At 69.4% G+C, this 13,359-nt stretch carries 14 protein-coding genes; 7 read left to right on the top strand and 7 right to left on the bottom strand.

Translation table 11 applies throughout. The features are described from left to right. Both cpaB and ACXJKL_RS03840 read right to left on the bottom strand, forming a co-directional pair. A partial coding sequence (cpaB, locus tag ACXJKL_RS03845; RefSeq protein ID WP_457205734.1) for a Flp pilus assembly protein CpaB occupies positions 1–641 on the bottom strand: 641 nt, incomplete at its 3' end. Positions 642–876: 235 nt separating this feature from the next. Continuing rightward, positions 877–2,673: an AMP-dependent synthetase/ligase gene (locus tag ACXJKL_RS03840; RefSeq protein ID WP_457205733.1), complete on the bottom strand. Its 1,797-nt coding sequence runs from the start codon at positions 2,671–2,673 to the stop codon at positions 877–879. A gap of 100 nt (positions 2,674–2,773) precedes the next feature. Here ACXJKL_RS03840 and ACXJKL_RS03835 point away from each other — a divergent pair, with 100 nt between their 5' ends. The 4 genes from ACXJKL_RS03835 to ACXJKL_RS03820 are packed head-to-tail and all read left to right on the top strand — an operon-like array spanning position 2,774 to position 5,826. Next, on the top strand, positions 2,774–3,217 hold the full coding sequence (locus ACXJKL_RS03835) for an SRPBCC family protein (protein ID WP_457205732.1): 444 nt from the start codon (positions 2,774–2,776) through the stop codon (positions 3,215–3,217). A gap of 25 nt (positions 3,218–3,242) precedes the next feature. Next, complete coding sequence (locus ACXJKL_RS03830) at positions 3,243–4,412, top strand: ArsA family ATPase (RefSeq protein ID WP_457205731.1); 1,170 nt, start codon at positions 3,243–3,245, stop codon at positions 4,410–4,412. Further along, positions 4,409–4,879 (top strand): hypothetical protein, encoded by a 471-nt coding sequence (locus tag ACXJKL_RS03825; protein ID WP_457205730.1) that lies wholly within the window; start codon positions 4,409–4,411, stop codon positions 4,877–4,879. The genes ACXJKL_RS03830 and ACXJKL_RS03825 overlap by 4 nt, the downstream gene beginning before the upstream one ends. Continuing rightward, on the top strand, positions 4,876–5,826 hold the full coding sequence (locus ACXJKL_RS03820) for an ROK family glucokinase (RefSeq protein ID WP_457205729.1): 951 nt from the start codon (positions 4,876–4,878) through the stop codon (positions 5,824–5,826). The genes ACXJKL_RS03825 and ACXJKL_RS03820 overlap by 4 nt, the downstream gene beginning before the upstream one ends. Positions 5,827–6,221: 395 nt before the next feature. On the opposite strand, the gene ACXJKL_RS03815 is transcribed toward ACXJKL_RS03820, so the two are convergent. Then, entirely contained in the window at positions 6,222–7,463 is a 1,242-nt protein-coding gene (locus tag ACXJKL_RS03815) for a pilus assembly protein TadG-related protein (RefSeq protein ID WP_457205728.1), read from the bottom strand. Beyond that, positions 7,448–7,909: a TadE/TadG family type IV pilus assembly protein gene (locus tag ACXJKL_RS03810; RefSeq protein ID WP_457205727.1), complete on the bottom strand. Its 462-nt coding sequence runs from the start codon at positions 7,907–7,909 to the stop codon at positions 7,448–7,450. The genes ACXJKL_RS03815 and ACXJKL_RS03810 overlap by 16 nt, the downstream gene beginning before the upstream one ends. A gap of 174 nt (positions 7,910–8,083) precedes the next feature. On the opposite strand from ACXJKL_RS03810, the gene ACXJKL_RS03805 reads away from it, so the two are divergent. Beyond that, positions 8,084–9,055 (top strand): ROK family protein, encoded by a 972-nt coding sequence (locus ACXJKL_RS03805; protein WP_457205726.1) that lies wholly within the window; start codon positions 8,084–8,086, stop codon positions 9,053–9,055. Here the strand turns inward: ACXJKL_RS03805 and ACXJKL_RS03800 are convergent. Genes ACXJKL_RS03800 through ACXJKL_RS03790 form a run of 3 tightly spaced genes read right to left on the bottom strand, consistent with a single transcriptional unit; the run spans position 9,040 to position 11,539 of the window. Further along, positions 9,040–10,266 (bottom strand): ornithine cyclodeaminase, nickel-pincer nucleotide-dependent, encoded by a 1,227-nt coding sequence (locus tag ACXJKL_RS03800; RefSeq protein WP_457205725.1) that lies wholly within the window; start codon positions 10,264–10,266, stop codon positions 9,040–9,042. The two genes, ACXJKL_RS03805 and ACXJKL_RS03800, sit on opposite strands and share 16 nt — an antisense overlap. Before the next feature lie 29 nt (positions 10,267–10,295). Next, positions 10,296–10,721, bottom strand: coding sequence for a hypothetical protein (locus ACXJKL_RS03795; RefSeq protein ID WP_457205724.1), 426 nt, complete (start codon positions 10,719–10,721; stop codon positions 10,296–10,298). Beyond that, the gene (locus tag ACXJKL_RS03790) at positions 10,718–11,539 is read right to left on the bottom strand and encodes an alpha/beta hydrolase (RefSeq protein WP_457205723.1); all 822 of its coding nucleotides are present in this window, start codon (positions 11,537–11,539) and stop codon (positions 10,718–10,720) included. The genes ACXJKL_RS03795 and ACXJKL_RS03790 overlap by 4 nt, the downstream gene beginning before the upstream one ends. 62 nt (positions 11,540–11,601) lie before the next feature. On the opposite strand from ACXJKL_RS03790, the gene ACXJKL_RS03785 reads away from it, so the two are divergent. After that, complete coding sequence (locus tag ACXJKL_RS03785) at positions 11,602–12,354, top strand: lysophospholipid acyltransferase family protein (RefSeq protein WP_457205722.1); 753 nt, start codon at positions 11,602–11,604, stop codon at positions 12,352–12,354. A 74-nt stretch (positions 12,355–12,428) separates the two neighbouring features. Continuing rightward, the coding region (locus tag ACXJKL_RS03780) for a DUF5931 domain-containing protein (protein ID WP_457205721.1) at positions 12,429–13,359 on the top strand (931 nt) is incomplete at its 3' end.

The following is a 13,359-nucleotide window of genomic DNA, read 5'->3' as shown; positions in this document are numbered from 1 at the left end:
GCCTGCTGCTGGTCCACAGCGACCGTGAGGATGGTGCGCGCCACCTGCTCCGTCTGCTCACCCTCCTCGGTGGTCGTGGTAGTGGCCGCAACGCTGGTCGTCCCGACGCCGACCACCCCTACCTTGGGGAGCAGCAAGCCGGTGTACTGCGGCAGTTTCCGCTCTGTGCCGTCTGGCTTGTACAGGACGGGGTCTGCCGAGACGAAGATAGCGACCTCCGAGCCGGGGTTGACGAAACCGGCCACCCGCTCCGGATCGGTGAGCTCGACCGAAACTGCCAGCTTGTCGTCCGGAATCACTAGGCCAGTCGCCTGACCGGCATTGCCGAACTTCTTGGCCAGGATCTGTTCACCGGGGTAGATCGTGCCGACAGCTACGAGGTCGTTGATGGAGCTGGTAGAAGTGAGGGCGCCCTCCACGAGGTCCTCGCGACGGACCTCGGACTTCTCGAACTTGCCGGCCTCCTGGGCGGCGGAGACCTCCTCGCCCGGATCGATGACGTCGGTCGCGGTGAGCACCTCGACGAGCTCTTGCCCGGCGGTGGCGCGAGAATCGATGCCCTGGACATAAAGGACGATCAGGGAGGTGCCGACCAGGGCGATCAGGACGGCGACGATGAGAAGCACGGAACGACGGGCCATGAGGCGATCCTTCGCAGAGCAGTGACCGGGGGAATCTGGGAATGCTCAGGTGTGGTGCCCTGTGGAGAGGTCCCAGATCCCTCTCCGGGCGCGAATCTAGGCGAGGCGCGAGAGGGACGTGGGCTAAACCGAACAAACCGCCCAGAGGTGGCCCGGACACCACCCGATATGACTAGTCGGCGCTGACGGGGAGTAGTCCCGGTGGGCAGCGTCCACCGCTGTGGTATGCGACCGATCAGGACAGGTAGAGGGCCTCGACGTGCTCGCGGAACTCGCGCATGACGACATTGCGCTTGAGCTTGAGGCTCGGGGTCAGGTGCCCGCCCTCCTCGGTCCACTCCTCGTGCAGGATGGTGAACTTGCGGATCGCCTCCGCCTTGGAGACCGCCTTGTTGGCGTCCTCGACGGCCGCCTCGATCGCGGCGTTGAGATCGGGGTCGTCGAGCATGTCCTCGAGGTCGTCGGACTTACCGTGCGCCTCGGCCCAGGCCGGGAAGGACTCGCGGTCGATCGTGACGAGGGCGGCGATGAACGGCTGGCCGTCACCGACGACCATGCACTGGTCGACGAGAGCGTGGGCACGGAGCCTGTCCTCGAGCACGGCAGGGGCGACGTTCTTGCCGCCGGCCGTCACGAGGATCTCCTTCTTGCGCCCGGTGATGCGGACGAAGCCCTCGTCGTCGACCTCGCCCACGTCACCCGTGTGGAACCAGCCGTCGCGGGTCAGGGCCTCGTGGGTGGCCTCCTCGTTGCGCCAGTAGCCGGCGAAGACCTGTCCGCCACGGAACAGCAGCTCGCCGTCGTCGGCCACGCGCACGGAGGTGCCGGGGATGGGCCGCCCGACGGTGCCGATCTTCTGGGCCTCGGGCAGGTTCACGGTGAGGGCGGCGGTCGTCTCGGTCAGTCCGTACCCCTCGAGGACCGTCACGCCGATGCCGCGGTAGAAGTGACCGAGCCGGTCCCCGAGCGGGGCGCCGCCGGAGACGGCGTACTGGCAGTGGCCCCCCAGCGCGGTGCGCAGCTTGCCGTAGACGAGCCGGTCGAAGAGGGCGTGCTGGGCCTTGACGCGCAGCGGGACGCGGCCACCGTCCTGGGCGCGGGACCACGCGATGGCGGTCTCGGCGGCGCGGTCGAAGATCTTGCCTCGCCCGTCGGCCGTGGCGCGCTGCGAGGCGCTGTTGAAGACCTTCTCGAAGACGCGGGGCACGGCCAGGATGAAGGTGGGCTTGAAGACCTCGAGGTCGCCCAGGAGGTTCTTGATGTCGGCGCTGTGGCCGACCCGGATGCGCTTCTTGATCGCGCCGACCTGGATGATCCGGGCGAACACGTGGGCCAGCGGGAGGAAGAGGAGCGTCGAGGCGCCCTCGGTGTCGAAGAGGTGGTGCAGCTCGTCGGTCGCCACACCCAGCTCGAACATGAAGTTGCCGTGGGTGAGCATGCAGCCCTTGGGGCGGCCCGTCGTGCCACTGGTGTAGATCAGCGTCGCGAGGTCGAGGGGTGTCGTGGCCGCGCGGCGCTCCTCGAGGGCCTCGTCGGAGATGTCCTGGCCGAGCCGGCCGAGGACGTCGACGGCGTTGTCGTCGATGGACCAGACGTGGTTGAGGTCGCTGCCGGCTCCGGACTGCCGCGCCTCGTTGATGCGGGCCAGGTGCTCCTTGCCCTCCGCGACGACGGCCTTGGCGCCCGAGTCGGTGAGGATCCAGGCGACCTGCTCCGCGGAGGACGTCTCGTAGACGGGGACCGTCGCGGCGCCCGCGAACCAGATGGCGTAGTCGAGCAGCGTCCACTCGTACCTGGTCTTGGAGACGAGGGCGACCCGGTCTCCCGGTTCGATGCCCGCCGCCATGAGTCCCTTGGCCACGGCACTGACCTCGGCGAGGAACTCGGCCGCCGTGACGTCGCTCCACTCGCCGTCGACCTTGCGGTTGAAGATCACTGCCTGGGCCGCCTCGCGGGCGTTCGCGATGACGTCGTCGGTCAGGTTGCCCGTGGCGGGGATCTCGATGGTCAGGGGCGTGGAGAACTCACGCAACGTCGGCCTCCTCAAGCGCAGTGGTCCGGGCAGGCTATCGCTGCCTCCGGACCCCCGTCGTCGCGGTCCCGCGACGGCGCGGTTCCGGTAGGGTCGCCGCATGGCCGAGCAGACCACTTCGTCGATCGTCATCGATGCCCCACCGGCGGACGTCATGGCGGTCATCGCCGACTTCGAGTCCTACCCCTCGTGGGCCAAGGGAGTGCGGACGGCGCGCGTGGTCGAGCCCGATCCGCTCGGGGGGGACCGTGCCGAGCAGGTCTACTTCGAGCTCGACGTCTCGCCCATCAAGGACGAGTACACCCTCGCCTATGACTGGGACGGCGACCGCGAGGTCACCTGGACCCTTGCGGAGGGCAAGATGCTGAAGGCGCTCGATGGCGCCTACGAGCTCCGCGACCTCGGCAAAGGGTCGACCGAGGTGACCTACCGGCTCGCCCTCGACGTGTCGATCCCGCTCATCGGCATGCTCAAGCGCAAGGGCGAGAAGATCCTCATCGACACGGCGCTCAAGGGGCTGAAGAAGCGCGTCGAGACGCGCTGACCGCGCCCGTCCCTGAACTCCCACGGTGCGCATCCTCCTMTTCACCGGCAAGGGCGGCGTCGGCAAGTCGACCGTGGCCGGCGGTACGGCGGCCCTGGCCGCGGCCGCCGGTCAACGCACGCTCGTGCTGTCCACCGACGCCGCCCACTCCCTGGCGGATGCGTTCGGCGTCCAGGTCGGCGCCGAGCCGACCCGGGTCGCTCCTCACCTGCACGTCCAGCAGGTCGATGCCCAGCTGCGGTTCCAGCAGTCCTGGGCGGAGATCCAGCACTATCTCCTGAGAGTGCTCGACGTCGCCGGGGTGGATCGAGTGGCGGCCGAGGAGCTCGCAGTCCTTCCGGGCGCCGAGGAGGTGCTCGCGCTGCTGGAGCTGCGCGTGCACGCACTGTCGGGGGAGTGGGACGTCCTCGTCGTGGACTGCGCACCCACGGCCGAGACGCTGCGGCTGCTGGCGCTCCCCGAAGCTCTTGGCTGGTACATGGAGCGCGTCTTCCCGGTCGAGAGGCGCATCGTCAAGGCGCTGCGTCCCGTCCTGACCCGTGCCGCGGGTGTGCCGATGCCCGCGGACACCGTCTTCGACGCGCTCCAGCGGCTGCACGACGAGCTCGACGAGGTGCACGCGCTGCTCACCGGGCCCGGGGCGAGCGTCCGGGTGGTCCTCACCCCGGAGTCCGTCGTCCTCGCCGAGGCTCGGCGGTCGTTCACCATGCTGTCGCTGTTCGGCTACCGGGTGGACGGCGTGGTGGCCAACCGCGTCTTCCCGGAGGCGGACGCCGACGAGTGGCGGGCCGGCTGGGTCCGCTCGCAGCAGCGCGTCCTCGCCGAGGTGGAGCAGTCGTTCGCCGGGATGCCGCTGTGGCGCTCGCCCTACCGGGGCACCGAGCCCGTGGGCGCCGACGTGCTGCGCGAACTGGCGGGCGACCTGTACGACGGCGCGGACCCGCTCGGCGTACCGGCCGGGAGGGGACCGTTCACGGTGACCCGCACCGCGACGGGACCGGTCCTCGGCCTGAGCCTGCCCCACGTCTCGCGTGACGAGGTCGACCTCGCCCGCCACGGCGACGAGCTGGTGGTGACGGTGGGGTCGTATCGTCGCCTCCTGACCCTTCCGTCGGCGCTGGCCCGGCACCGGGTCGCAGGGGCCCGGGTGCAGGACGGTGTCCTGCAGGTGAGGTTCGAGGAGGAGACGGCGTGACGCGGCACGATGGCGAGCCCGGCGACGACCCGCGCGACCCCGAGGTCGGGAGCCTGGCCGAGGAGACCGCGAAGCTGATCGGCGCCCTGTCCGGCTGGGCCCGCGAGCACGGGGCCGACGTCGGCGAGACGGCCAGCGGACTCGCCGATCACCTCGTCGACCAGGTCTCCGGCGCGGCGCACCAGGTGGACGAGCACCTCGCGACGGGGGCGCCCGAGTGCACGGTGTGCCCCATCTGCCGCGCGGTGCACGCGGTCCGGCAGCTGAGCCCCGAGGTGAGGACGCACCTCGCCACCGCAGCCTCGTCGCTGGTGCAGGCCGCGGCCGGCGTGCTCGCGACCGTGGCGCCCGATGCCGACGCCTCCGGCGCCGAGCCGGGCGGCCGGCCCCGGCCCAGCAGCGCGCGTCGTGCCGAACCTGTCGAGAAGATCGTCCTCGATGAGGACCGCCCCGAGGAGGACTCGTGAGCAGCACCGGACTGGCCTGTGGCATCGATGTGGGCGGCACCAAGATCGCCGGCGGAGTCGTCGACGCCGACGGGCGCATCCTGGAGGAGCTGAAGGTCGAGTCCCCGGCCGAGGACGTCGAGGCCATCGAGCGCGCCATCTCCGGCCTGGTCACCGAGCTCGGCTCCCGCCATGACGTCACCTGCGTGGGCGTCGGCGCGGCGGGGTACGTCGACAACACCCGCTCGCGCGTGTATTTCGCACCGAACCTGGCCTGGCGAGACATCGACCTCAAGGCCGAGATCGAGCAGCACGTGGACCTGCCGGTCGTCATCGAGAACGACGCCAACGCCGCAGCGTGGGGAGAGTTCCGCTTCGGCGCGGGCGCCGCGGTGGACGACTTCCTGCTCGTGACGGTAGGCACCGGGGTCGGCGGCGGAATCGTGCTGGCCGGCGAGCTGCACCGCGGTGCCTTCGGCGTCGCCGCGGAGATCGGCCACATGCGTGTCGTCCCCGGCGGGGTCATGTGCGGCTGCGGCAACCGTGGCTGTCTGGAGTCCTACGGCTCGGGCACGGCGCTCGTGCGCGCGACCCGTGAGGCCGCTCAGGGGCCGTCGCTGCTCGCCCGTGACCTGATCGACCGTGCGGGAGGTGACCCCACTGCGATCGACGGTCCGATGATCACCGCGGCCGCCCAGGACGGCGACCCGTTCGCGATCGACCAGCTCGCGGACCTGGGTACCTGGCTGGGGGAGGGCATCGCGTCCCTCGCGGCGGTGCTGGACCCCGCGACGGTCGCCATCGGCGGCGGCGTCAGCGAGGCCGGCGATCTGCTCCTCGAGCCGATCCGGACCGCCTTCAAGCGTCAGCTCACCGGCCGGGGGCACCGGCCGGTGGCGGACGTCGTGCTGGCGGAACTGGGCAACACGGCGGGRCTCATCGGCGCCGCCGACCTCGCCCGCCATTGAGGGTGACGCTAGGCGGTCCCGCGGGCGACGGTCGCGCAGCATCAAACTGTACAAACCAGGACGTTCAGTAACAGCGAGCCCCTTTGAACGAGCGAGAACCCGCATCGGGCTCGACCGCCGTGGTCGAGCCACATGACATTGACGAGTTCCGCTCGTCGCCAACTGCCATCGGATCAGACACGGCCGCGAGATGTCGAAGTCCTTCGCGACCTGGGCCAGCGAGTATCCAAAGACCCGGATCACGTCCTCGCGGAACTCCATGAGAAACGCCTTCGGAATGGTGCACGTCCTTCCAACGCGCCGACCCCCATCGACGCAGATCAGATGTCACATGCCCGTACGTCAGACCCAACCCACCGATCAGCCGACGTGGCCAACCTGCTGGCCGATGATCTCTAGTGGGTGAGCTGGAGATCACCTGCGACAACCGCCGTGACATTGTCCGCATTCGTGAGTGTGATGCACGCCTTTTGGCCGTTCGCCTTGACCACGCCTTGGGCGATTATCGTCCCTTTGTCCAGCAATAGGCATGAGTTGCCGTTGAAGTCGATTTTGCTGGATGGCGCGTACACTTTGCCGGTTATCGTGACGTTTCCATTTCCTTGGATGGACAAGTCGTTGACGTTGTCACGGTCATAGATGATTGCGAATCCTCCTGGCCAGCCTGCCGGCGCCCCAGCGGGCGATCCAGTCGGTGCGGCGAAATTCTGGGTCTCGCCATTCTTGAAGTCGAGCATTCCGGTCTTTTTCACATACAGCGTCACCCCAGTGCCGGAGATCACGGAGTTGTTTTTCGCACTCCAGATCCCCTTGACCACGTAGGCGCCGGGGGCAAGCGTGCAGGTGGCGCCGTTCGGGAACTCGAAGTTCGCGGAGTACACACCTGGCCCGCCCGAACACGGGCTTCCTGCCTTGATGACCAGACCGGACTCGCTGAGCGGCAGGACCATGGACGCATACGGATCTGGGATCAAGGGTCCCTGTGTGTAGTCGGGTGTGTAATTGGACTGGCTCCCGCTTGCAGTCCCGACGACGCTAATCTGAGTGTCGGCCTTCCAGATGCTGTTGGGCCCGGCCGTGATGCTGCCGTTAACGTGAGTATCACCGCCTGTGACGCTGAAGTCCGCGTTGCCAGCGTCAACCGGCCCGAGGAAACACATCGCGCACCGGATGGCACCTGGGTATGCGGCCGAGGCGTTGCCCATGGTGGTGATGGACCCGTCACCACCAGCAAGAACGCCGAATGGAGAGCCAGACTCACCGTTGGCTCGATAGACCACCTCCACGCCAGTCCCTTTGCAACGCACATCCGTGAGGTTTCCTTCAGTGGCCAAGCCCGTTGAGTAGTTGGCCGCGAACATGGAATCAGCAGCATCTTCGGCGTGCTGGCGGACTAACGTCTGAGACGCCAGCGCGGCAGCCGAGCAGGTTTGCGTGAACTCATTTTTGTAGGTCGCTGCAGCTGCGAGAGAAGCTGAGTCCGCAGCCGTGGCGAGCTGACGTTTGGTCACATAGGCCATACCGAAGTCCACTGTGAATGCCGACAGGACCAACAAGACGGTTGCGAGCAACACCGCCAAGATCGCGATCGCGCCTTGCTCCTCATCCCGCCTCCTCCGGTTTATGAGAACTCGCATCGAAAGACTCCTTTGCCGGTGACGTTGTCCGGAATAGGCACGAGAGGCACAACCGGCTGCGTGTCGTATTTCATGAAGACGTAGAGGTTCGGCGTCGTCGTCTGCCCTGCGCAAGGTCTTAGAGTGCCGTCGCTGCCGCACACGGCGGTGGCGCTGGTCTCCGTAAGACCGCGCTTGATAGTCACTACGACATCCGCGCCGTTCATACCAATGGTGTCGGCCGCGTCCTGGGCTAGTGCGCTGATTTGCGTGCACGTCGTTCCAGCGACAACTCCGGAACGAGCAGATTGTCGGGCGGAGTTGCCAAGGCTAAGCGACTGCGCGAACACGAAGCCGTATGCAACGATCCCGAAAACAATCAGGAGCAAGAAGGGGACGACAAGGGCGAACTCCAAGGCCGCAGCCCCGCGTTCACCGCGCCGTCGACGTGCGAGCAGTTCGTTCATCCCAACCTCGATCACCATGGTGCCGGCGGATATCAGACCGAGAGTAGGGACCGCGGGCACCACCCGGCAGGCATGCCGGCCGAAATGACCCGCCTGACCACCCGCACTAGTCACTTCGGGCCATGCGCCGTCCCCTGCCGGTCCAGACGCCGCGCATACGACAGGATCTGAGCCGTGACGAACGCGATGGAACCCGTCTGGATCGGCGTCGACGTTGGCGGCACCAAGGTGCTGGCAGGGGTGGTCGACGAGCACGGCCGCGTCGTACGCACGGCACGCAGGGCCACCCCCGGCCGTCGGGTCGACACGGTGCGCGTCGAGGACGCGCTGGTGCAGGCCGTGCTCGAGGTCGCCGGCGGCACCCCGATCGCCGGCGTCGGCGTTGCTGCGGCCGGGTTCGTGGACGCCAGCGGCAGTCGCGTGATGTTCGCCCCGCACCTTCCGTGGCAAGGCGAGGACGTCCGTGACCGGCTCGCCGACCGTTGGGGAGTGCCGGTCACTCTTGACAACGACGCCAACGGCGCCGCCGCGGCCGAGTGGACGTACGGCGCGGCACGAGGCGCGCGGTCGGCGATCGTCGTTACCATGGGCACCGGCATCGGTGGCGGCATCATCATCGACGACCACCTCGTCCGCGGGGCCAACGGCATGGCCGGCGAGTTCGGCCACATGCAGGTCGTCCCCGGTGGGCACCCCTGCGAGTGCGGCGGCCGGGGGTGCTGGGAGCAGTACTCCTCGGGCAACGCCCTGGTCCGCTTCGCCCGCGCCCGCATGGGGGAGCAGCCGAGCGTGCTGGAGGAGGCGACCGGCGGCAATCCCGAGCTGGTCACCGGCCCGATGGTCACCGAGGCGGCCGCGGACGGCGACCTGGTCGCCCGGCAGGCCTTTGCGAGCGTGGGCGACTGGCTGGGCGTCGGGGTCGCCAACCTGGTGGCCGCCTTCGACCCCGAGGTGGTCGTCATCGGCGGCGGCGTGTCCGCCGCGGGTGACAAGCTGCTCGAGCCCGCCCGCAACGCCCTGGTCCGCTCACTGGTCGGCGCTGCTCACCGGCGGGTTCCGGCACTCGTGGCGGCCCAGCTGGGCCCCGAGGCGGGGCTGGTGGGCGCGGCAGAGCTGGCCCGCCGCGCGGGTCAGGGGCGGCGGTAGTCCGGGACCAGCTCGCCGGCGAGCTGCTCGAGGAAGAGGCCTACGTCGGTCACGATGCCCTTGGCGTGGCTCKACCCGCGGTCGGCCAGCTTGGTCACCGTGGCCGGGTTGATGTCCACGCACACCAGCGGGATCGAGGCCGGCAGGATGTTGCCGGTCGCCACCGAGTGCAGCATGGTCGCCACCATCAGGCAGAAGCCGACGTCGGTGAGCTCGGCCCGCATCGCGCGCTGGCCGTCGATCACGTCAGTGTGGACGTCCGGCAGCGGCCCGTCGTCGCGTACCGAGCCGACCAGCACGAACTTCTTGTCGTGCTTCACCATCGCGTGCATGATCCCGCCGGTCAGGATGCCCGAGTCGACGGCCGCCTTGATCGAGCCGGCCTTGCGGATCGTGTTGAGGGCCCGGATGTGGTGCTCGTGACCGTGCTCGACGCCCTGGCCCTTGGCCAGGTCGACGCCGAGGCTGGTGCCGTACAGCGACGACTCGATGTCGTGGGTGGCCAGTGCGTTGCCGGCGAAGAGCACGTCGACGAAGCCGGCGTTGACCATCGCCACCATCGCCGGGGCGGCGCCGGTGTGCACAACACCGGGACCGCCGACCCAGAGCACCTTCTTGCCCTCGGCCTTGGCCTCCCGGATGCCGTCGGCGACCTGGCGCACGAGCACGGCCTGGGGCTTCTCCGACGACACGTCGGACTCCATGAAGCCGAAGCCGTCGCCGGACTTCTCCACGACCGCCGCGGTCACCCGGATGCCGGAGGCGCCGGTGACGACCTGCATGCCGGCCCTCACGTCCGACATCGGCAGGGTGTAGACCCGCTCGCCGTCGACCACGAGGCCGCAGTCCATCTCGGGGTTCTCGACGTCGTACCACCGTCCCTCGAGCCGCACCCGGGTCGCCAGGTTGGTGGTGGAGTAGAAGCCGTCGGGGAACACGCCGTCCATGTCGGCCTCGGCGGTGCTCGCCTCGCCGGGGTCGGTCTGGTTGACGGCGTGGGTCTGCAGGCGCATCAGCAGCCGCTGGAGCGCCTCGTCGTCGTCGGCCGTGACGGTGATCGTGGCGTGGCTGGTGTCGGTCTGCTCGTGCCCCAGGTCGATGTCCTTGATGACCCAGTCACCGCCGTACTGGCGGATGTCGTCCAGGACTCGCGACAGGATGCCGCTGTCCATCAGGTGGCCGGTGACTTCGACGTTCTCGCTCACACTCACCCGGCCGACGATAGCGCCCGCGGTGCCGGTCAGATGCGGGAGCCGTCGTCCCAGGGCTCGCGGGGCTCACGCGACATGGTGGCCACCAGGTAGAGGAAGCCCCCGACGAACCACCCGAGCAGCAGGTAGTCGATCAGCGTGGGCACGTAGATCTGCCCGACGAAGCACACGAGCAGGACCAGGGGAGCGCCGAACACCCCGGCCCAGGCGACCGCACGCGGTGGTGCCGGCCGGGGGAGCGGCGGGGGCGGGGGCGGGACGTACCGCTCCTCGGCCTCGGGACGTACGACGACCGCTTCCGGCTCCGGCTCGGGCTCCGGCGCCGGGACGACGAAGTGCGTGGGCGCGGGGGCCGGGGCCTCGTCCACCTCGGGACGCGCGCCGTAGTTGTCGACGATCTCGCGCCAGGCCGCGTCCTCGCGTGTCCGGCGCTCGTCGTCACCGCGTGAGCTCACGCCACCACGGTAACCCGGGCGATGAAGTCGGCGGACTCGGAGAAGATCGTCTCCGCGTCGTTGTCGAGGGTCGCCACGTGGTAGCTCTCGGTGAGCATCCGCTCGGTGAAGTCCCGCGAGGAGACGTTGCTGCGGATGATGTCCAGCGACGAGGGGTCGACCACGTGGTCGAGGGTCGACTTGAAGAGCAGCAGCGGGGCGGTGATCCGGGCCAGGTCGCCGCGCAGCGGCTTCCAGCCCTCGCGCATCATCGAGTCCGCGGCCTTCAGCGGGGTGCGCGTGTAGCCGAGCTCCTCGACCCCGGGCTTCTTGATGTCGTTGGCGATGCCGGGCAGCGACGGCACCACCCACTTGAGGACGGGGAGTGCCTTCACGTCGAGGCGCGTGGTGTGGACGGCCGGGTTGACCAGCACGATGCCGGCGACCGCGTCCGGATGGTCGGCGGCGAGGCGCAGCACGAGCGAGCCGCCCATCGAGAGTCCGCAGACGACGACCGCGTCGTTCTCGGCGCGGAGCTTGTCGAAGCTGCTCGACGTCGCGGCGTACCAGTCCCGCCAACCCACGGTGTTGCAGTCCTGCCACGACGTGCCGTGCCCCGGCAGCAGCGGGACCTCCACGGCGTACCCCCGATCGGCGAGCGCGGCACCCCACGGCTTCATGGAGTACGGCGAGCCGGTGAACCCGTGCTGCAGCAGCACGCCGACGCGTCGACCGTCGGTGAGCTCGGGGCGCGCGGGCGCCGAGTAGGGCCGGGTGATCTCGGGGTCCGCGGGCTCGACGGGGGCGGCCTGGCCGCCGCGCTTCAGGGGATTCCTCACGGGGGGAAGTGTGCACCACGTGGGGGACACCGGGGAGGGGCTTTCGGGGCTAGGCTCACCCCGTGCTGTATTGGTTCCTCAAGTCGGTCGCGCTCGGTCCGATCCTCCGCGTGGTCTTCCGCCCCAAGGCGTACGGCGTCGCGAACGTCCCCGACGAGGGTCCCGCCATCCTGGCGAGCAACCACCTCTCGTACGCCGACTGGCTCTTCATGCCGTTGACGCTCAGCCGTCGCGTCACCTTCGTGGCCAAGGCGGAGTACTTCACCACGCCCGGTATCAAGGGCTGGTTCCAGAAGAAGTTCTTCTCCGGCGCCGGCCAGGTGCCGATCGACCGCTCCGGCGCCAACGCCGCCGAGGGCGCGATGAAGTCCGCCATCAAGATCCTCGACACCGGCGAGCTCTTCGGCATCTATCCCGAGGGCACCCGCTCGCACGACGGCAAGCTCTACCGCGGCAAGACCGGCGTTGCCCGGCTCGCGCTCGAGACCGGCGCCCCGGTGGTCCCGTGCGCGGTGGTGGGCACCGACGTGGTCGCCCCGAGCGGCAAGATCTTCGGCTCCTGGACCCGTCCCGTCGTGCGCTTCGGCCCGCCGCTCGACTTCTCGCGCTACGAGGGCATGGAGAACGACCGTTACATCCTGCGCTCGATCACCGACGAGATCATGTACGAGATCATGCGGCTCTCCGAGCAGGAGTACGTCGACATGTACGCCGCCAAGGCCAAGGAGCTCTCCAAGGAGCAGGCCAAGGAGCAGGCGGCGAGGGACCAGGCCGCCAAGGACACGGATCAGACGCAGCAGAAGCAGGCGTCCTGACCGGGTCCGCTCCCGGCGTCGACGAGCGGGCCGCGGTCGCGGTCGAGGACCGGCTCCACCGGGCGCTCGCGCTCGTGCGCGTCGTGGTGACCGTCAACATGGTCGCCCTCAACCTGTGGCGACGCGACAACTACGACCATCCGGGCCTCGGCGCCGTCGTGGTCGCGGTGGCGGTCGCGTGGACCGGGGTCGCCCTGTGGGCGTACGCGTCGGCACGACGTCGTACGCCGCTGCTGCTCGGCGCCGACCTGGCGATCGCCGCCGGCGCGATCGCTCTCACGCCGCTGGTGAAGGGGCCCGACTTCAACGCCACCATTCCCGGCTTCTGGGTGATGGGCGCCCTCCTCGCGTGGGCGATCCACTGGCACTGGAAGGGCGGCCTCGCGGCGGCGGTGGTGCTGTCGGTGGTCGACCTGGGCATCCGTCTCTCCGTCGACCAGCCCCCCGACCAGGGCAACTACGGCAACGTCTTCCTGTTGATGATCGGCGGCCCCATCGTGGGCTACATGTGTGAGTCCCTCCAGCAGATGGCAGTGGAGCGCGACGCTGCGCAGCGCGCCGCGGCGGCCGCCGAGGAACGCACCCGGCTGGCCCGCGCGGTGCACGACGGCGTGCTGCAGGTGCTCTCGCTCGTCCAGCGGCGGGCCGGTGAGCCCGGCGGTGACCTAGCCGAGCTCGGCGCCCTGGCGGGAGAGCAGGAGCGCAGCCTGCGGTCGCTGATCCGTCAGCAGGACACCGTGACCGCTCCCGGCGCCACCGTCGACCTGGCCGGCGAGCTCGAGCGGCTGGCCACCGCCCACGCCGGCCGCGTCGAGGTCGCCTCACCGGGGACCCCGGTGCCCGTCCCGACCCACGTCGCCCAGGAGCTGGTGGCGGCCGTGTCGRCCTGCCTCGACAACGTCCGCGTCCACGTCGGCGACGCCGCCCCGGCCTGGGTGCTGCTGGACGCCGTCCCCGGGGAGGTCGTCGTCTCCGTCCGCGACGACGGCCCGGGCATCCCGGCGG

The organism is Nocardioides sp. P5_C9_2, assembly GCF_054049555.1.
The sequence above is the reverse complement of the archived record's forward strand: the minus strand, read 5'-3'. Positions and strand labels throughout refer to the sequence as shown.

What these genes read in the sequence shown, in the direction of transcription:
- ACXJKL_RS03815 (WP_457205728.1), bottom strand. Translation starts at nt 7,463, where the DNA reads ATGCGAGTTCTCATAAACCGGAGGAGGCGGGATGAGGAGCAAGGCGCG.
- ACXJKL_RS03810 (WP_457205727.1), bottom strand. Translation starts at nt 7,909, where the DNA reads ATGAACGAACTGCTCGCACGTCGACGGCGCGGTGAACGCGGGGCTGCG.
- ACXJKL_RS03835 (WP_457205732.1), top strand. Translation starts at nt 2,774, where the DNA reads ATGGCCGAGCAGACCACTTCGTCGATCGTCATCGATGCCCCACCGGCG.